Here is a 20,636-nt window from a genome sequence, read left to right as displayed (position 1 = left end):
TTGCTTGTATTTTAAAAGAAAATAATAATTTAAAATATGAAAACAAAATGCAAATTTACAACTAAAAATAAATCTTAATTTTTTTAATTATTTTTTAAATTAAGGGCAAAAAATAAAGCATAAAAAATAAATTTCATCATGTAATTTGATTTACTATAAAACAAAAATAGCTTGTGAATTTTAAATGTTGAAAATTCAAATTTTTATTCTTTTTTTTATTTTAAAAATTAGATAAAGATATTAATGAATATAATTTAATTATGTATAAAAAAATATTTATCTTTTTAACACCACTTTTGTTACTTACTCAAACAATAACTATTTCTTGTATTAATAAAAATGAAAAAAATTGAGGTGACAAAAATTTTAAAAAAAATATTGAAAAAGAAAATTTAAATAATTTAACTTATGTTGATAAATCACTAGAGGCAAAAAATGAAGCACCTTTTATTGAAAAACAAAAATCAAATGTAATTTATCAACTAACTGTTTATTCTTTTGCAGATGGAAATAATGATGGAATTGGTGATTTTATAGGACTTAAAAATAATATTGACTATTTTGTAAAACTTGGAATCAATACACTCTATCTTTCTCCCATTCATCCTGCTAGTTCATATCATGGTTATGATGTAATTGATTATCTTGATGTTGCCCCTGAACTTGGTGGTATGGAGGCTTTTAAAGAATTTTTAAAAGTATCTCATGCAAATGGTATTAAAGTTGTAATGGATTTAGTGTTTAATCACTCTTCTTTTGAGCATCCATGATTTCAAGAAGCACTAAATGGAAACACTAAGTATCAAAATTATTATTATTTTTTAGATGAAAATATTTCAAAGGATACACAAGGTCTTGGAATTGATAGTCAAGATCTAAGAAATCAATTTAAAAATCTTAAAAATAAACAAGCAAGCAATAAAAAATATGTTGCACATTTTTGACCAGGAATGCCTGATTTAAATTTAAATAATTCTGATTTAATTAAAGAGTTAAAAGCTATTCAAAGATATTGATCAAAAATTGGAGTTGATGGTTTTCGTTATGATGCTTTTTATCATTTTTTTGATAGTAATAATCAACATAAACCAAGAGAAAATGGTAATCAAAAAATTAATTCAATTTTTCAAAAATTAAGATCAACTAATAAAGAAGCAATAAATGATAATACTCAAAGATCATCTAAAGAACCATTTTTATTTGGTGAGTGATGAAAATCTCCTTTTGAAGCAAATGACTATCTTGATATTAAAAATCAAGGATTAGATAGTGTCATTGATGGACGTAATTGAAAAGATAATATTAATGTTTCAATTAATGCAAAAGAACAAAGAGCATTATTGGAATTTTTAAACAAAAATAATTCAACTTGAATGCCTTTTTTAGACAACCATGATGTTGAAAGATGAATTAACAAAGTAAGAAGACAAATTAATAAAAATGTAGCATCAGTTGATAAGCTTAGTGAATTAGAAATTTCACTAATGAAATATGCTCTTGTATCTTTGCTTTCAAGAGCTGGAAGCCCAATCTTATATAACGGAAATGAGCTTAATTTACATGGAGGACCCAAACAAGCTGGAGATCATTTTGTAAGAGAGGCTTTTCCTTGAAAAGATAGAACAAAACAAGTTGATTTTTATGAATTAAGATCAGGAAAAGAAAATAGTAGAATTTTTTTGAATTTATCTAAAAATGAAGAAAAAATAGAAGATGCCATAAAAAATGAAAATTCAACTTTTAATCTTGTTAAACAACTAAATGAAATTAGAAATAAATATCAATATGTTGTTTCTCAAGATCCCAATACAATTGCTGATTTAGAAGAGATTTTGAGTGAAAGTGAAATTAGAAAATATCAAAACAACTTAAATTTAAGAAAAAACAATCAAGGAGAATATTTACTTTATATTTTTGGATGAGGAAACAATGATATTTCTTTTAAAATCAAAAACAATTTTAAAATTGATCAAATCTTATTGCAAAAAAATATAAATATAAATACTCAAACAAGAGAAATTTCTTCTAGTGGAATAGGTACTTATGCTGTTTTAAAAATTAATAAAAAAAGTGAGGCAATTTAAGACTATTTTAATTTAAAAACTTAATTAAAAATATCTTAATATTTTTTTGGATATAAAAAGATATTTTTCTTGATTTTTCTTAAAATTAAGGATTTGTTTTAGACCCTGAACTTGCATGATTGTTTTTTAGCCATTGATCATTAAAAAATTAAAGTTAGAAAACATTCCTTTTGGAATAGAAAATTTTCCATTTTTAAAATTTGCTTTTAAGGATCCATCCCCTATTAATATAGTTGACTACAATCAACAAGATGTTGCATATTTTTATATTTTAAAAAGCTGGAAATAATTGAATTAGTTAAACCATAATTTTGTTTTTGATTAAGATAAAAAAATAAAATTGTGATTTTTAATAAATTTACAATAACAAAAAAATTGAAGTTTTATAATATCTCTTAGCATATGAAGAAAAAGAGAAAAATGATAATGTTAATAACAACAATATTCACAACGTTATTTTTTATAACATTTTTGATTACATTTTTTCAATTTTTTTCAATTATTAAAATATCTGGCAATTCCATGTTTCCTACATTTAAAGATGGTAGCCTAAAACTATTTAAAAAAACTAATCAAAATTTAAATCTTTTTCAGATCGTTGTTTTTAATAAAAATGATAACTTGTATGTAAAAAGAATAATTGCACTTCCAGGTGATAATTTAATTTTTGAAAATGGAAAAGTTTTTAGAAATGATCAAGATATTACAAATCTATTTGATCCTAATGAACTAACTCTTGAAAAAAAACTAGTTGTTCCTAATAATGCCTATTTTGTCATTGGAGACAATACAACTCAAAGTACAGATAGTAGACATTTTGGTTTTGTTTTTGACCAAGAAATTATTGCAAAATATTAATAATTATCTTTTTGAAATTGGAAGCATCATTAGTTTAGTTATAATAAAAAATCATAGTACTTAAGAAATATATAGATTGTTTTATATAAAAAAATTTTATATTTAGTGAAATAAATTTGAAATAAAAAAATACTTAAATTTAATGTTTGAAAAAATGTTTTAAAAATTAGATAAAAATGATATATTGTATTAATTAATCAAGTTTGTTAATCAATCAAATTTAATGAATAAATAAAAATCATATATTTAAGGAGTTTAAATAAAATTAGAAAAATAAAGTGAATTAGAATTTTAGCTACTATTTATTGTTATTTCAAGCGTTGCTTAAGTGTTAAAAAAGCGGATGTGTCTTTTTTTGGATCAAGTGGAAAAATGAAATGAGAATGGATAAGAGATAAGAGTTATTTGGAAAAGCACCTTATTTATCTTTTAAAGGATATGTACAAGCAAAAAACTTCTGATTTTATAGAGATAAAATTCTTTGAGTAGGTCGATCTAAATCATAATAATGTGCTAAGATGTTGTTTTAATAAATGGAAGAGGTTTTTTGTTGTAATTTTTGATGCTAATAATAAATGAACTAATTTAAGTGTTTTTGTTTCAATTAACAAAAACACTCAAGCACATACATCACATGAATAGAATGCACACAAAATTAATTAAGATGTCACAATCCTAAAATTGAACTTATGTGGAAGAAAAAACTACTGGAATATTTAGGTTTAGATATGGAGGAAGAGAGGATTATATTAGAGTAAATTTTGAGACTTTAGGAAAAAATTTAATTGATACAAAAATGAGTATGATAATCCAAAATAATGAAACATGAAATTAAAAAAATTATATATTTTTCTTGCAATTTCTTTGCCTTTAGTGACTTTGGCAATAGCTTTACCTATTGTTCTTATAAATCAAAAGAAAAGCATTGTTTTTGCAAATAAAGAAAATGATCTTATACATTTTAAAAAAAATAATAATTTAACTAATGATGAGAAAAAATCATTAGTTTCTTTTGTGCAAAATATAAAGCAAGAAGGCGAAGAAAATAATTTTTTCTTTCCTACTAAAACAAAAAATAATTTTTCTAACATAGAATTATTAAATAGTTATTTGATTGCAAGTAAATTTCTACTTGAAAAAGAAGAAATTAATACTTTTTTAAACAAAATTTCAATTAACTTCGAAAGCATGTCTAGCATTTTTCAACTTAGTTATTATTTAAGTGTTTATTTTATAAAAAACTCAAATAATATAGATTGAAAAAAGATAACAAAATTTTTAGATATTTTCTATGATGAAAAAAATAAAGTTTTTCATGAAAAAAATGATCAAATAGAAATAAATAAAAAAGATATTTTTTATAACAATGTCTTAATTTGGGAAGCATTCATTAATAGCAATTTAGAGATTCCAAGTAAGTATAAAATAACTGATTTCATTCAAAAATATATATTAGAAAATTTAGAAAAGACAAATGATGAAAATGACTTGTGATACTATTGAATAATAATAAATTCTCTTAAGAAAAAAATATATTAACTAAAGAGTTGCAAGACAAAGTTTCAAAATTTGAGTCTAAACATAAACAACTAGAAGAAAAGCTTTATCAAGATTATCAAAAGAATAAAAATGATTTAAATAAATTGATTATTTTATTGTCTTCTTTAAGTGAAACATCATTGTTATTTAATTCAAAATATTATGATAAAGTAGTTAAGGACTTGGAAGATGAGAGTAAAATTATAGAAAATAATTTTTCTTATTTTAATTTTGCTTCATATCTACAAAATAGTAAAAATCTAGATTTAAAAAAAGGTGTTTTTAACAAGATAAGAGTTAATTTGAGTGATCATTTGAAAAATTTTAAAATTATAAGCATTATTAGTTGAGAAGAAACTTTTTATGGACTATCATTTTTATCTAATTTTGACCAATCATTAGATTTAAAAAAATTTCAAAAAGATATTGAAGATCAAAAAAGAAAAATATTCAATTTAAATGAAAACATTTTGCCTAAAGATTTTTATTTTTTAGTTCTAGTTTTAAAAAAATTTTATCCAGAATTATTAGTTGAACACCATTCAACTATTACTAATATGCTTATCAATCAAATGAAACAAGGTCATATAGCAACAATTTATTATTCTTTAAATTCTCTTTCTTTAATAAATGAAAAAATATCAATCGAATCAAGCTTATTCAATAAAATTAAAAGTTTTGTTCAAACCTTTTTAAATTCAAGAAATACTTTTTCATTCAATACAATAGTTGCATATAAAGTAGCTGAATTTTTAAATATCCCATATGATAAAGAGAATTTAAAAAACGATATTAAAAGACTTCAAGACGAAAAAACAGATCTAGTAAAATTCGATGAAAATTCCTCTTTTTCTTGAGAAGCAACCTCTATTATTCAAGAAATAAACTCGCCTGTTATAAAAGAACTTTTTGATAAAAATAAAGTATTTATGACTTTCGAAAAGAGTAAGAAAGATGGTCTTATCCATACAAATGAATCAACATCACTAAGTGAGAATTTTTATGCACATTTAGTATTACAGAAGGTAAATGGAAATGATTCAAATTAATAATTTAAATAAAAATTTCAAAAATAGAAAACTCTTCAATGATTTTAATCTAGAAATTCCTGAAAATAAACTTGTTTTTATTGTAGGACCTTCAGGTTCTGGGAAAACCACTTTATTACACATGATATCCAATATTACGAAAGTAGATTCTGGGAAAATCATATATAACAAAAATAATGAAAGTTATAGTTTACAAGATAATAAAACTCCAATTAAAGTTGGGATCATTTTTCAAAATTTTAATCTTTTAAATAATATATCTTCATTTGATAATGTACAAATAGCTCATTTAATAAATGGCACTAAAGCTAAAAAAGAATACATTGATAATTATTTTGATGCTTTTGATTTAAAAAATGAGAAAAAAATTTTGTCAAGAAAATTATCAGTGGGTCAACAACAAAGAATTTCTTTTTTAAGAGCTTTATCTCTAAAAAGTGACATTTTGATAGCAGATGAGCCAACTGGAAATTTGGATTCTGAAAACAAAAATAAAGTTTTTAAAGAACTTAAAAAAATTTCTAAAAATAAAACTGTAATTGTTGTTTCTCATGACCTTGAATCAGCTTCGAAATATGCAGATTTGATTTTTCATTTAAAAGATGGTAATCTTGTAGATACAGAAAAATTTGATGACAATATAGATGATTTTCAATATGATGAAAATTTGATGAACAACAATACAAATAAAACAAGTATAAAATACAAGTTTTTTGTTTTACCTAAGTTGATGTTAAATGATTTAAGAAAAAATAAGATAAATTTAATACTGTTTTTATTTTCTTTAGTATTTAGTTTAATCTTTTTATTCTTCATTTTCTTATTTAACATTTCTAACAAAAATTTAACTTTACAAAATAATAGTTTTTTAGAAAATGATAAAGTTTTTATAACTAAAAAAGATAATAGTTTTTTCACACAAGAGGAAATAAATAAATTTGATAAATTTCCTAAAGAGGTTAATGAAGTAGTTAAACTTAATTCTTTAATTAAAAACAACATTTTATTTCAATACAAAAATAATATTTTTCCTATAACAGAAGATGTAAAAAATAAATTTGAACAAATTAATTTTTCGACTTTTTTTGAAAAAAGAATTGGTTGAAATCAAGAAAATATTAAAGTTATTAATAAAGATTTTATTAGCAATGAAAATGGAATAATTATTTCACAAGATTTAGCTAATTCAATAAACTATAAACAAGAAGAAAATTCTAATTTATCTATTATCCATTTAAATTCAAAAATTGATTTAAAAGTATTAGGCATAAATAATGGAAAAGACCTAAACTCTAAAGTAAAAACTTATATTAATGCTATGGTTTTTAAAAACCTTTTGTCACAATCTAGCAATTCAATGAAGATTAATGAAATTGTTTTGTATGCAAAAAAAGTAAGTGAAGTTGAAAAACTTACAAATGATTTAAAAGAAATTGATAAAAATTTTTTTGTTACAAATAATCTAAACAACATAACAAAAATTGTCAATGATAATTCAAAAAATATTAATAATTTAACAATTCTCTTTTTTATTTTAATCTCTCTAATGACATTTCTTATTTTTTTATTTTATCTAAAATTTGTTTTAAATTCTAAGAAAAAGGAAATGGGAATTCTCAAGATTTTAGGAGCTTCAAAGAAACAAATAATACTATATCATCTTGCACACATTTTTTTAATTGCAATATTATCATTGGTTGGAATTTTAATACTTTTTGAACCCTCTCAATTACTTTTTAATTATGTGTTGAAAGTTAGGGAATTTTTTTCTCCATCATTAAATCAAAAAATTGCAGCCATTTTTGCAGCATGAAGTATTGTTAATTCCATAATTATAATTATTTACTTGGTTGCTTCTTATAAATTATTAAAAATAGAAGTTTCAAAACTGTTTAAATTTTAAGGAGAATAATGTTAAAAATCGAAAATTTAACTAAAAAGTATGGACATAAAATAGTTTTAGATAATTTGAATTTAGAAATAGAAAATAATTCTTTAACTTTTATTGTAGGAAAATCAGGTGTAGGAAAATCTACTCTTTTGAATCTTATTGCAAATTTTGAAAAACCAGAACATGGACTTATAACTTTTACAAAAGATGAAAAAACTATCAATCTTTTAGATTCTAAAAAAGAAATAAAAATTGATTTTATTACTCAAAAATTTGATTTAATGGAAAATTTAAGTGCCATTGATAATATCTTAACTATCCAACATGCACTAGGATATAGTGTAGATAAAAAAGAAATTATTACACTTTTTGAAAAATTTAATTTTCCAGAAAATGTAATAAAAGAAAAAGTAAAAAATCTCTCAGGAGGTGAAAAACAAAGAGTAGCAATTCTTAGATCATCAATAAATAACAACAACATTTTAATAGCAGATGAGCCAACAGGAAATTTAGATCAACAAAATGCCCATCAAGTTCTAGAAAATTTAAAATTTTTATCTCAAAAGCAAATGGTTATTGTTGTTTCTCATGATCTTAATTTAGCTCAAAAATTTGCAGACAAAATTATTCATTTAGATGAAGGTAAAATTGCAAAGATTGAAGATCTTAAGAAAACTAATTTTGAAAATGAAAATAAATTAGATTTTAAACTAAATAAAGAGCAAAAATTTTTGAACAAATTTAAACCCGTTTCAACACTTGTTTTTAATGATTTTAGAAGAAATTTTATTCAGTTTATTTCATTAATATTTTTACTTTTTATTTCATTTTTCTCTATTTCAAAAGTTATAGAACTTCAAAAAGTTGAGACATCTTTAGTTAGCAAAAACATAGCTTATCTTGATGCTGATAAAATAAGTCTTAGTCCCAAATCCATTAATGAAGAAGTAAAAAATTGAACAAATGTTGATTGATTTTTAAAAACTCATGAAGATAAAATAAAAAACTCTTTAAAAACACATGAAAGAAAAAGTGTTTCAGTTAGTTACAATGGAAAGTCAATTAACATTATAGATTTAGATGAAGTGCATATAAATGATTTTTATAGAGAAAGATTTATTGGAAATGAGGATATTTTAGGTGGTGGTAGATTTTTAGAAAATGATGAAGAAATTATTTTATCTGAAGAGATAGTTGAAAAATTAAATATTGAAGATCCAATTAATAAAATAATTAAATTAGAAATTCAAAACCAAGTTTTAGATGTAAAAATTGTAGGAGTAAATAAAGTAAAATCTTTTGAATCTATAAACTTTCAAGATTCAACGAGAAAAAGAAATGTAGTATTTTCATATTTATCTTGGAATCTTTTTGAAAAAATACATCAAAAAGAAATTTCTCAACTAACAAATTTTGCAATACAGCCATTAGAAAAGAGGGGTGATACAATTTCAATCGGGAGAGAAACCTTTTTAATTGATCAAAATAACTTAACTCTAATAGAAAAAGATGAAATTCAAATTTCAGAGATACTTGCAAATAAAATTTTAGCTAAATTAGGAATAAAAGTTGGAGATAAAAGAAAATTTGAATATTTTTTATCTTTAAGAGATAAACAAGGAAGACAAAGAAATGATAAAAAAATTAGCTTAGATCTTACAAAAACTTTTCAAAGTTCCAAAGAAGAAATTAGAATTAGCAAAAGGCTTTTAGATTTATTGAAAGGTCCTCATTATAATTCTGCTAACATTTATTTAAAAAATAATCAAAAGTTTGAGGATTTAGAAAATTCTTTAAAGCAATTTGTTCCAGATTGAGAGCTAAGATCTAATGCAAAAATTTATGCTAATGTTCTTTTAGGATCTTCACTTTCATTTAATATAGCTATTATTTCAATAATGCTACTTACATCTATTTTCTTTTTAATCCAATTAATTTTTAGTACTAAATTAATAGTAAATTCCAAAAAGAAAGAAATGATCATATTAAAATCTTTTGGAGTATCTTTTAAACAAATAATGTTTTATCATTTGGTTAATATTATTTTTGTGACTTTAGTTGCATTGACTTTGGTTTTAATATTTTATGTTCCACTAAATTTGATTATTAATACTTCACTAAATTCAAGTTTTTTTATTCAAATTAATTATTTAAGTGTCTATGGTTATATTTTTGTCATATGAGTAATAACAACTATTTTAGCTGCGCTTATATATGCTGGAATTTCATATTTAAGTTTTAAGAAAAAAATAGCTTTAGCTCTTAAAGAATAAATGAAAAAAACTACAATTCCTTAAGGATTGTGGTTTTTTAATTAATTAGCTTATTTTTATTCTATGTTGTTTATTTTTTTAAATATAAATAAATATTTAGTTTAAAAAAATTTAAATATTAATGTTTAAAAACTTAGAGCATCTTTTCTTTTTTGAGATCTTTGAATTCTAAGATTAATTAAACTTTTCATTTCTATATTGATGAATATAATTTTCAATATTTTTTTAATTCATTAAATGATAATTTTAAAATATTTAGATCATTTTGTACTTACTTTAATATTTAAAAAGAAATATTCTACTTTTTAAATATAAGTAAATTTTTAATTATGTTCATTGAAGTAATGGTGTTATTTTGCTCTCTAATTTTGCTAGATTGAATTAATTAATATTTATTTTCATGATCTAGGCCAGTTATTTATTGTTTGTCAAATTTGATTTTAAAATACAAATTAAAACTAAGTTGATTTTTTTCATTTTGGAGATCTATTATCATTTTTTCTTATTAAGTTTAGATTTTCTTTTTTGCGAAAATAAAGACTCTTTATCTTTTTTTTAAAAAAACGAAAATTTAGATTTACATTTTTAATCTTTTTAGCAGTTTCTTTTTCTTTTTAAAATATGTATTTTCATTTTAATTTTTCATCATAAAATGCTTTATATAATTAAAATCATTTCTTTGATTACTTTGCTTTTAGTTGCTTTGTAAACACTCTTATTTAAAGAATATTTTAAAAAAATCTTTTCTATTTTTTGTTTTAAATATTGGCTAACATAATTAATTTTATAGGACCTTAGAGATATTCTCTAAGAAAGCTATTAAAAAAAGCACCAACTAAGATGCTTTTTTAAATTAGTTTATTTATTAACCTAAATTATGATAAACAGCTTGAACATCTTCATCATTTTCTAACTTTTCAATAAATGCCATAACTTTTTCAGAAGATTCATCATCAAGTTCTACATAATCACTAGCAATGTAACTTACTTCTCTAGTTAAAAACTCACTAAATCCAGTGGCTTTTTCAATAAATTCACTTACTTGGTTAAAACTTGAAGGTTCACAAGTAATTGAATAATAATTGTCTTCAGCTTGAATATCCTCAGCACCAGCTTCAAGGGCTATTTCAGTTATTTTATCTTCACTAATTAGCTTTTTATCTATTTCAATTAGTCCTTTTTGCTGATAAACATAAGGAATTGAGCCTTGTTTACTTAATTGCCCTCCAGCTTTATTGAAATAAGATTTAATATTTGAACTTAAGCGATTAAAATTGTCACTAAGACAAATAACTAGAATTTGAACTCCTTTAGAAACAGTTCCGGAGTAAATATATTCACTATAAGTTGATGAAGATTTTGAATTTCCTGAAGCTTTGGCAATGGCTTTTTCGATGTTTACCTTTGGCATTGACTTTGACTTAGCTTTATTAACTGCTAGTCTTAGTGCAGGATTAGAATCTACATCAGGTCCTCCTGCTACTGCCGCTACATAAATTTCTTTTGCAAATTTTTGAAATATTTTTGCCCTAGCTGCATCTTGGGCACCTTTACGATGTTTAATATTTGCTCATTTGGAATGTCCTGCCATAATTTACCTTTCTTTATTTTCAAAGTCTACAATATCCATTGGTTTTGATGCTAGTTGTCTTTTGTGCTCGGTCATTTGATGTTGTTTTTCTATTTTAGTGGCTATTTGACTATCAATTTGTTTTTTTCTCAAAAACAAGTCAACTTCACTATAACTATATCCAAGCTCTTTTTCATCTTCTTGGTTTTCTCATAAACCAGCTGAGGGTTTTTTTTCAATTATGCCCTTGTCTACTTTATAAATTTGAGCAAGAGATCTTACTTCAGATTTAGTTAAATAACTAATTGGAAGAAGATCAACTCCTCCATCTCCGTATTTTGTAAAATAACCCAAATATCACTCATCAAGATTATCAGTTCCTAAAACTAGATAATCTTTTTCTTGAGCCATAGCATAAAGACTAGCCATTCTTAGCCTTGGTTTGATGTTAGCCTTTGCTAGTTTGTTTTTTACATCAAGAGTTTTTGCCAATGCATCATAGCTTAGAGTCAAATCAATATTAATAATCTCTAGTTTAGTAAGCTTTTGTAATTTTGCAATATCATCAAAATCTAATTTCATACTATTGCCAATGGGCATTGTTATTCCTAATGAATTTTCTGGAAAAGCTTTTTTAGCAAGACAAGCTACTAGAGCTGAGTCAATTCCTCCTGAAATTCCTACAATAACACCTTTTTTATTGGCTTGTTGAACTTTTAACTTTATTCACTCAATAAGATAAGTTCCATAGTCTTCGAGTAATTTTAAATTTTTATAAATTTCTGTATTTGATTTCATATTTTTAACAATTTTAACACTAAAAAATTGAAATTACAAGTTTAAAAAATAACTTATAAATTCAATTTAAGGCATTTTTAAATACTATATATTTTTTATTCTATAATAATATATTATTTTATGACAAAAAACTCTACATATGAAGAAATTGCTAAAGAAGCAAAGGTTAGTGTTTCAACGGTTTCAAGATTTTATAACAACGGTTATGTATCCGAAAAGAATAAAAACAAAATTAATGAAATTGTTTTACAACATGACCTTGGGGTAAAGCACTTTACAAGAATAAACAAAAAAATGAATAATCAAATTTATTTTTTGATTCACAATTGAACTGATAATGACACATTAAATATTATTGCAGCTAGTAATACTTTTTCTAATGTTCACAACAAATCAATTTATATTACAAATTGTTCAGCACAAACTCAAGAACTAATTTCTAAAATGGTTGAAATTTTAATTAAAAAACCTTATGCAATTGTGCTATTTTTTCCAATTGTAAATGATAGCTTAATTGATTTTATTAACAAACTTTCAACTGAAACTAAAATAGTAATTTATGGAGAAAAAAACCCTAAAGTAAACTCAATTTTTATTGACTATAAAAAGATGATTTACTCACTTGGAAATATTTTTTTAGAGCGAAACAACAAGGACAAACTTGCCCTTATTATTGACTCGAATTTAGAGAGTAAAATTTCAAAACAACAAATTGAAGGCTTTATTAGTTTTTGCGAACAAAAACAAATTTCATGTTATTTAAAATATTTTGATAATCGTAATTTTGATTCAATTAAAAAACTTGTTAAAAATTTAAAAAAACTTGAAGTAGAAAATGTTATCTCATCAACTCATGATGTTTTTTTAAATTTGTTAGTTCATCAACCTGAGTTTAATTTTTTTATCTCAGATATTGGTTATCAAAGTATTTTTGATTACAACAAAAAATACTTTGTTAAAGTTTTTATTGACTATCATTTACTAGTTCTTGAACTAGCTAGACTTTTAAATAATGAACAAGATATTTTTTCTTTAGAAATTTCACCTAAAATATTGATTGGAAAATAAACTATGATTAAACTAGGCTCACATGTTTCATTTAAATCACCTAATTATTTATATGATTCAATTAAAGAATCAATTAAAAATGGAGCTAATTGTGCCATGATTTTTTTAGGAGCTCCTCAAAACACAAAGAGAGTAGATTTTGAAAAATACCAATACGAAAAATATCTCAAAGATTTTTCAAATCTAATCAAGCCTGAAGACATTGTTGTTCATGCTCCTTATATAATTAATCCCGCTAGCTTAGAAAAAGCTGATTTTGCTATTTCATTTTTATCTAGTGAAATTAAAAGAATGGACAAAGCTAAATTTAAATACTTAGTTTTACACCCTGGCTTTTATGGAAAAAACAATGTCAAAGATTCACTTGATCAACTTGCCAGATCAATACAAAAAATATTTGAAATAACTAAAGATTCAAATGTAGAAATAATGCTTGAAACAATGAGTGGAAAAGGTAGTGAAGTTGGTAAGAGCTATGAAGAGATTTTATATGTAATTGATAAAGTAAAATCTCCTAGATTAGGAGCTTGTCTTGATACTTGTCATGTTTGAGATGCAGGCTACAACATTAATGACTATCAAGTATTTAAAGATGAGCTTATAAAAACCGGAATTTTAAAACACATCAAAGTCATTCATTTAAATGACTCTAAAAATGAACTAGGCTCACACAAAGATAGACATGCAAATATAGATAAAGGTCTCATTGGACTTAAAAATTTAAAGCGCATTGTCCATGATCCTATTTTTGAAAATATACCTATAATTTTAGAAACTCCTTGAACTGAAAAAGGACCAATTTACGATCAAGAAATAGCAATGCTTTTAGAAAAATAAATAAAGTATAATTTGAATATGTATTTTGTAAAATATGCAACAAAAAAATTCATTTTATTCTTTATTTTTTTTGTTTTATTTTTAATGATTAGCTCTATTTTTTTAGAAATATTTGTTGATTTAAACAAAAATTATAATTTTAATAATTGACTTAATTTTTGAAAAAGATTTTGAACATTTAATTTTGGCTCTTTTAAAAGTGATGAATTTAAAGCACTTAATTTTTCTGTTGCATCTTTGTATTTTTATTTTTTTAAAAATAGCTTTTTAGTGATTTTTTTTGTTATTATTTTCGCACTTTTTTTTGGAGTTATTGCAGGATCACTTTTTTCATTTTATGCAAGAAAAAAAAGCATTCAAATTTTGAATACTTTAATTTATTTTTTATCATCAATACCAATTTTCATCATAGTAGCTCTTTTTGTTTTGATTCTGTCAAAATTTGATTTAACTAGCTTTTATATTCCTTTTGATCAAGAACATTTTTTACTTTGATTTAACTCAATAATTCAAATCTTCTTTTTACTTTTTTTTCCAATGTTTTTTGCAATAACTTTTATTGTAAAAAACATCTGTGATAAACTCTTTTTTTCAGAGCATTTTATGTTCCTTTTATCAAAGGGTTTTTCAATTAAAAAAATTTACTTTTATTATTTTTTGAAAAACATCTTTATTAAATTAATTCCCTTTATTAATGTTTTTTACATGTTAACTTTTAGCTATAGTTTATTTGTTGAATCAATCTTTAGTTTTACAGGGCAGAGCATGATTTTAACCTCTGCTTTTAATAGAGGAGAAAGCTCGATTATTTATTTTTCACTTTTTATTAATTTGATAATTATTTTTATCATTGATCTTCTATTAAATATTTTGCTAAAGATATTAAATCCAAGTAATTTAAATATCAAAAAAACAATAGGTTTTTTAGATAAAATCAAAATAAAAAGAACTTTAATAAAAAGAGCAAATTAAATAATATTTTGGTTATTTTTTAAAGTTATAGACCTTTTTATATAAAATTAAATTAAATAATTTTTTTGTAAAATTTTAAGGGGCATTTATATGGAAAACGCCATTGAATTTATTAATATCACAAAAGATTTTGGAACTCTAAGAGCAAACGACAATGTTAGTTTTTCAATTAAAAAAGGTTCAATTCATGCATTAATTGGTGAAAATGGAGCTGGTAAATCTACTTTAATGTCGATGCTTTTTGGTATGTATGAACCTTCAAGTGGTGAGATCAAAGTTAATGGAAATGCAATTTTTATTAAAAACCCAAACCAAGCCAATAACTTAGGAATTGGAATGGTTCACCAGCACTTTAAAAATGTAGATATCTATAGCAACTTAGAAAATGTTGTTTTAGGAAATGAAAGTGATAAAAAGTTAATGATGAATTTTAACTTTTCTAAAAATAAAATTGAGCTTTTACAAGATCTTTACAACTTAAAGTTTAATTTAAAAGAAAAAACAGGTGATGCAACAGTTTCAACTCAACAAAAAGTTGAAATTATGAAAATGCTTTATCGTGATGTTGAGATTTTAATTTTTGATGAGCCTACTGCTGTTTTAACTCCTCAAGAAATAGATGGTTTTTTAAAAACACTTTTACTTTTTAAAGAAAAAGGTAAAACTATAATTTTTATCTCTCACAAACTAAATGAAATTAAAGCAGTAGCTGATCAAGCAACTGTTTTAAGACATGGAAAAGTAGTTGCTCATTATGATGATATAAAAGATGTTTCAATTGAAAAAATATCAGAGGATATGGTTGGTAAAAAAGTTGTTATGCCAAAAAATGAAATTGACAACAACTTTTTAGCCAACCCTGTTGTTGTTGAATTTGACAAAGTTTCACTAAAAGCTCAACGTCAAATTCAAGATGTTTCTTTTGATATTAGGCTAGGAGAAATTTTTGTTATTGCAGGGGTAGGAGGAAACGGTCAAGATGAAATTGAATTTGCCATTTCCGGGCTTTTAAAACCAAAAAGTGGAAAGATCTTTTTTTATCCAAAAGATAAGCAAAGTCAAAAAAGAGCCAAAGTTGACATAACTAAATATTCAGTTGCAAAAAAACGTGATTTAGGAATAAGTTATGTTCCGGGAGATCGCCATAAATATGGCCTTGTTCTTGACTATTCAATTGAGGAAAATTCAATCATTAGAAGACTAAAAGATAAAAGCATTTCAAAGTTAGGCTTTATCAAAAAAGATGAAGTTAAAAAGTTTAATTCCATTATCCAAAAAAACTTTGATGTAAGAGGTTCGAATGATGGAAAATCAGATGCTCGTTCTCTTTCAGGAGGTAATCAACAAAAAGCCATTGTTGGAAGAGAAATTTTAACCCAACATGATCTTTTAATTATGGTTCAACCTACAAGAGGTCTTGACATTGGAGCTATTAACAAAATTCATAATTTTATCTTAGAAGAAAAAAAGAACAACAAAGCCATATTGCTTATATCTTATGAACTAGATGAAATTTTAGCCCTTGCCGATACTATAGCTGTTATCAACAAAGGTAGATTATCTAAGAAAATGAAAACTAAGGAAATAACAAGAACTCAAATAGGGCTTTTAATGGCAGGAAAACAACTTTCAGGAGAAACTCATGAATAATTTTTTAAAAAAATCTCTAGGCCATTTAAAAAGCTATAAAAATTTATTAGTTGATGAAAAAAGAATGAAATCAGGACGTAAAATTGCCAATTCTTTATGAGCAATTTTATTTTCAATTATTTTAATGGCTATTTTATTTCAAGCCAATGGTTTTGAAGCTAGTCAAATTTACAAAGATGTTTGGTTTTTTTCAACAAACACTCTTTCTAATACATTCCTTTTGATGGTTGTGGTTTTTATCATTGCCTCACTAGGAATAGCCCTTACTTTTAAAGCGGGTGTTTTTAACATTGGTATTTCCGGTCAAATGATGATGGGCGGCTCTGTTGGAATGTATCTTATTTACAGCCAAGGACAAATTAATCATGGCAATGTCTTTGGAGCTTTTATTATTTCAATTTTATTAGGTGGTCTTTGGGCTTTAATTGCTGGTATTGCAAAATCATTTTTTAAAGTTCATGAAGTTGTCTCAACTATTTTACTAAACTGAATTGCAACTTATGTTATTAAACAAATCTATGAAGGAACATCTTTTATAAATAGGCAAAATCCAGAGTCAACTATTAGATTTGACACTACAAGTTTAAATATTGAAAATGCAGCACAATTTAGAAACTTTTTTCAATCTAATATGCTAATTTATTCAATGCTTGCTCTTGCAATTTTTTTAGCAATTATTTTTTGAATTATTTTTTCAAAAACTACAATTGGTTACAAAATTAAAATGATTGGTTTAAATCCAAATGCCTCTGATTATTCAGGAACTAACAAAAATGTTTTAAATATGAGTGTGTTTTTTGTTAGTGGAATGTTTGCAGGTTTAGCTGGAATTATTATGTTTTTAATGAGAGATAGATTTGTCCCTGTTAATTCATTTCCCCTACCAGCTGGTTTTGATACAATTGTAATTTCACTTATTGCATATAACTCACCAATTGGAATTGTTTTTTCATCACTTTTTTATGCTCTTTTTGATACTGGATTAAATAAAATACCTAGCTTTCTAAACTGGGACAAAAAAATAAAAAACACTTTTTAAAATATACTTTAAATAGGAGTGTTTATGAAACAACTAAAACCAGAACAATGAAAGAAATGATTTTCATTATATGAAGAATTTTATGATGGAAAAATTAATATAAAAAAATATATATTTTTAGTAAACAAAAATATTGGTAAAGATTGAAAAAATACATATGTAAAATCTTGATTTTTCAAAAAATATTCTGCTTTTCAAAAAGATGAACAATCTTTAATTTCACAAACTGGCAAATCTACAGCTAACAAAAAAAATAACGGTAGACCACCAAAAAGAAAAGAAGTTAATGAATATACAAGAGAAGAATTAGAAGAGATTGTTAAAATTTATAGAATAATTTTTGATGACATTAGTGAAAAAGAAATTCGAAAAAAAATTAAAGAACATAAAGATAAAGAAAAAATATTAACTAAAATTTCATGAAAAGAATTTCTCTTTTCAAAATCAACATATTATTCTTGAAAAAAACCTAAACTTGCAGAGCCGAAAAAAGATCAAGAAATTGAAGAAATTATTAGAAAATCATTTCATGAAAACAAAGGTATATTTGGTAGAAAAAGATTAGAAATTTATATTCAAAATAAATATAAAAGGTATATAAACTATCGAAAAATAGGTAGAATTTTGCTTAAATTAAATCTTTTTTGCAAAATTAGAAGAGCAAAAAGAAAAAATGAAATTAAAAATCTTAATACTAAATATCAAAATCTAATTCAAAGAGACTACAATGGCAAATTTAACAACATAGTTGCCACTGATGTAACTTATATTCCAAGCCCCAAAGATGCAATTAACAATCATGTTTATTTATCGATTGCAATTCATCATCAAAGCAAGAAAATAATTAATTGAAATCTAAGTAAAAGAAATGATGTTAAGTTAGTTTTAGATCATATTTCTAAAATCAAATTTGATAAAGAGTGAATAATTCACTCAGATCATGGAAGTCAATATTCATCAAATCAGTATAGTGAAATTATTAAAGAAAACAATGGGATAATTTCAATGAGTAGAATCGCAAATTCACTTGATAATCGAGAAGCAGAATATTTCTTTTCAAATATCAAAAGTGAGTGCTTAAATGATCTAAAAATTTCAAAATTATCATTCAAAGAATTGCAAGAAATTATTCAAAATTATATTGACTGATACAATAATGAAAGATTACAATCAATCTTAGAATGAAAAACACCTCAACAAAGCTGAGATGTTCTAAGTGTTTTTTAAATAGTCACTTTTTTTGTCCTAGTTTATTCCTCGTGAGTTTTATTTAATTTTTATTGGTGTGATGATGTTTATAATTTCAATTTCATCAGTTTTTGAAAAATTAAATCCAATTAAATTTTTGAAAAATCAATATATCCTCTTTTTTAAAGCTCATTATTACAAAGGTATTAACATTTTTTCAAAGAAAAACTTTAATGAAATTTTATCTATTAATAAAGCTTTAAAATCAATAAAACAAGAACAAAAAAATCAAAAAGAAAAAAGCGATTTTTCTAAAGAAAATGAGCTCAAGTTTTTTGAACTCTTGGAAAACAAAAAAAGCTTATTAGGTAATTTTGGAAAATACTTTTTTAAAAGTAAATATTCAAAAATAATCTATCAAAAAAGACTTACAAAAACTAAAGCACTTTTAGAAAAAAACAAAGAACAAATTGAAGTTATTATCAAGAAAAACAAAGACTTAGTAGACAAGCTTGCACTTGAAAAAAATCTTGAATTAAAAAATGAGATTTTAAATAAAATTGCCAAGGAAAAACCTCTTAATAATCAAAGACTTCAAGAGCTAGGTTATTTTGAAAAAAATAATTTAAAAAATGAATATAGATCATCAAAAAAACTTTTTGTCTCTCACAAGAAACACTTCAAAGATAAACTAATAAAAACATATAATGACTCTTTTAAAATTTTGTTAAAAAAACAAATAAATTACACTTTTAACAAAAAAGAAAATTCTCTAAAAGATGAATTGAATAAAGCTAGAATAGAACATTCAAAAACCTTAAAAGAAATTAGACAAATGAAAGGGGAGTACTAATGGAAATCTTTATTAAAGTAATTGTACTTATTGCCTTATATGGTTCGATTCTAGCAATAGCCTCTATTTCAGGAATTTTCTCAGAAAGAGTTGGTATTGTTAACATAGCAATTGATGGAATGATGATTGTAGGAGCTACTTTCTATGCTCTTTTTGCTCACCTTTTTACAAAAGCTGGTCTTACTTCAATGTGAAATCAAATTCCACTTATGTTTTTTGCAGCGCTTTTAACTATGGCCTTTGCATGGCTGCATGGCTTTGTTACTATTAAACTAAAAGCAAATCAAATTATTTCTGGAGTTGCTATTAACTTTTTGGCAATTGGAATAAGCTGAATTATTATCTTATTTTTTGGTGAAGCAAGACGACTTGATTTTAGAATCTTAGAACTAGCCGCTAGTACAAATGGTACAAATCCTTTAAACATTATTTCATTTAAAGTCTTTGTTCTTATTACAATTGTAGCTGCTTCATGATTCTTTTTCAAAAAGACAAAGTTTGGTCTTAGATATAAAGCCATTGGTGAAAATCCACAAGCCATTGATGTTGTTGGTATAAACGTTTATAAATACAAATGAATTGGAGTGAGTATATCGGGGTTTTTAGCTGGTGTTGCAGGGTCAATATTTGTACAAAATGAACCTTCTTCATTTCAAGTAAGTGTTAGAGGTCTAGGATTTTTAGCCCTTGCCATTATGATTATGGGGCAGTGAAAAGTTTTGCCTTCTGCTTTTTCAGCTTTATTTTTTGCCCTTCTTTTTTCTCTTGCTATAACCATAAACTCAGAAAATCAAGGACCTTTATTAAGTGTTAAAAAATATTCAAACGTTTTACTGTTTCTTCCATATCTAATTACCTTAACAATACTTCTTGGCTTTTCTAAAAAAATCAAAATACCAAAAGCAGTTGGTATTCCCTATGATAAATCTCAAAGATAATAAATTTACAAAAGTGCACTTTCAAATAA

Annotated in this window: 17 protein-coding genes; 15 read left to right on the top strand and 2 right to left on the bottom strand. The window is 24.0% G+C overall.

Annotated features, from left to right (window positions below; all coding sequences use genetic code 4):
- The first annotated feature begins 260 nt into the window (after positions 1 to 260).
- From EXC36_RS03140 to EXC36_RS03115, 7 genes are all read left to right on the top strand, one after another.
- A complete protein-coding gene (locus EXC36_RS03140; RefSeq protein ID WP_010925433.1) occupies positions 261 to 2,084 on the top strand; it encodes an alpha-amylase family glycosyl hydrolase in 1,824 nt (607 codons plus the stop codon).
- 402 nt (positions 2,085 to 2,486) lie between these two features.
- Positions 2,487 to 2,942 (top strand): signal peptidase I, encoded by a 456-nt coding sequence (gene lepB, locus EXC36_RS03135; protein ID WP_010925431.1) that lies wholly within the window; start codon positions 2,487 to 2,489, stop codon positions 2,940 to 2,942.
- A 691-nt stretch (positions 2,943 to 3,633) separates the two neighbouring features.
- Positions 3,634 to 3,777, top strand: a complete 144-nt coding sequence (locus tag EXC36_RS03985; RefSeq protein ID WP_010925430.1) for a hypothetical protein — start codon at positions 3,634 to 3,636, stop codon at positions 3,775 to 3,777.
- Entirely contained in the window at positions 3,768 to 4,481 is a 714-nt protein-coding gene (locus EXC36_RS03130) for a hypothetical protein (RefSeq protein WP_010925429.1), read from the top strand. Before EXC36_RS03985 ends, EXC36_RS03130 begins: the two co-directional genes overlap by 10 nt.
- 8 nt (positions 4,482 to 4,489) lie before the next feature.
- Positions 4,490 to 5,530, top strand: a complete 1,041-nt coding sequence (locus tag EXC36_RS03125; protein WP_010925428.1) for a hypothetical protein — start codon at positions 4,490 to 4,492, stop codon at positions 5,528 to 5,530.
- Complete coding sequence (locus tag EXC36_RS03120; RefSeq protein WP_129690391.1) at positions 5,511 to 7,433, top strand: ABC transporter ATP-binding protein/permease; 1,923 nt, start codon at positions 5,511 to 5,513, stop codon at positions 7,431 to 7,433. The genes EXC36_RS03125 and EXC36_RS03120 overlap by 20 nt, the downstream gene beginning before the upstream one ends.
- Positions 7,434 to 7,441: 8 nt before the next feature.
- Positions 7,442 to 9,694, top strand: coding sequence for an ABC transporter ATP-binding protein/permease (locus tag EXC36_RS03115; RefSeq protein WP_129690389.1), 2,253 nt, complete (start codon positions 7,442 to 7,444; stop codon positions 9,692 to 9,694).
- An 865-nt stretch (positions 9,695 to 10,559) separates the two neighbouring features.
- Here EXC36_RS03115 and EXC36_RS03110 read toward each other — a convergent pair.
- Positions 10,560 to 11,285 (bottom strand): YebC/PmpR family DNA-binding transcriptional regulator, encoded by a 726-nt coding sequence (locus EXC36_RS03110; protein WP_010925425.1) that lies wholly within the window; start codon positions 11,283 to 11,285, stop codon positions 10,560 to 10,562.
- 3 nt (positions 11,286 to 11,288) lie between these two features.
- Complete coding sequence (gene nadE / locus EXC36_RS03105; protein ID WP_129690387.1) at positions 11,289 to 12,062, bottom strand: NAD(+) synthase; 774 nt, start codon at positions 12,060 to 12,062, stop codon at positions 11,289 to 11,291.
- 120 nt (positions 12,063 to 12,182) lie between these two features.
- On the opposite strand from nadE, the gene EXC36_RS03100 reads away from it, so the two are divergent.
- The 8 genes from EXC36_RS03100 to EXC36_RS03065 all read left to right on the top strand — a co-directional run bounded on the left by EXC36_RS03100 (position 12,183) and on the right by EXC36_RS03065 (position 20,607).
- Positions 12,183 to 13,130: a LacI family DNA-binding transcriptional regulator gene (locus tag EXC36_RS03100; protein ID WP_129690385.1), complete on the top strand. Its 948-nt coding sequence runs from the start codon at positions 12,183 to 12,185 to the stop codon at positions 13,128 to 13,130.
- Positions 13,131 to 13,133: 3 nt separating this feature from the next.
- Positions 13,134 to 13,967 (top strand): deoxyribonuclease IV, encoded by an 834-nt coding sequence (locus EXC36_RS03095; RefSeq protein WP_010925422.1) that lies wholly within the window; start codon positions 13,134 to 13,136, stop codon positions 13,965 to 13,967.
- Positions 13,968 to 14,237: 270 nt separating this feature from the next.
- Positions 14,238 to 14,939, top strand: coding sequence for an ABC transporter permease subunit (locus EXC36_RS03090; RefSeq protein WP_158304730.1), 702 nt, complete (start codon positions 14,238 to 14,240; stop codon positions 14,937 to 14,939).
- Positions 14,940 to 15,029: 90 nt separating this feature from the next.
- On the top strand, positions 15,030 to 16,589 hold the full coding sequence (locus EXC36_RS03085) for an ABC transporter ATP-binding protein (RefSeq protein WP_129690383.1): 1,560 nt from the start codon (positions 15,030 to 15,032) through the stop codon (positions 16,587 to 16,589).
- Complete coding sequence (locus EXC36_RS03080; RefSeq protein WP_129690381.1) at positions 16,582 to 17,628, top strand: ABC transporter permease; 1,047 nt, start codon at positions 16,582 to 16,584, stop codon at positions 17,626 to 17,628. The genes EXC36_RS03085 and EXC36_RS03080 overlap by 8 nt, the downstream gene beginning before the upstream one ends.
- Positions 17,629 to 17,652: 24 nt before the next feature.
- Positions 17,653 to 18,855, top strand: coding sequence for an IS3-like element IS1138B family transposase (locus EXC36_RS03075; protein WP_041363864.1), 1,203 nt, complete (start codon positions 17,653 to 17,655; stop codon positions 18,853 to 18,855).
- 64 nt (positions 18,856 to 18,919) lie between these two features.
- Positions 18,920 to 19,669 carry a hypothetical protein gene (locus tag EXC36_RS03070; RefSeq protein WP_129690379.1) on the top strand — a complete coding sequence of 250 codons (750 nt, stop codon included), beginning with the start codon at positions 18,920 to 18,922 and terminating at the stop codon, positions 19,667 to 19,669.
- On the top strand, positions 19,669 to 20,607 hold the full coding sequence (locus EXC36_RS03065; RefSeq protein ID WP_010925418.1) for an ABC transporter permease: 939 nt from the start codon (positions 19,669 to 19,671) through the stop codon (positions 20,605 to 20,607). The genes EXC36_RS03070 and EXC36_RS03065 overlap by 1 nt, the downstream gene beginning before the upstream one ends.
- The last annotated feature ends 29 nt before the right edge of the window (positions 20,608 to 20,636 follow it).

It is taken from the genome of Mycoplasmopsis pulmonis (genome assembly GCF_900660575.1).
GTDB lineage: Bacteria > Bacillota_I > Bacilli_A > Mycoplasmatales > Metamycoplasmataceae > Mycoplasmopsis_B > Mycoplasmopsis_B pulmonis.
This window is presented reverse-complemented; position numbering and strand designations above follow the sequence as displayed.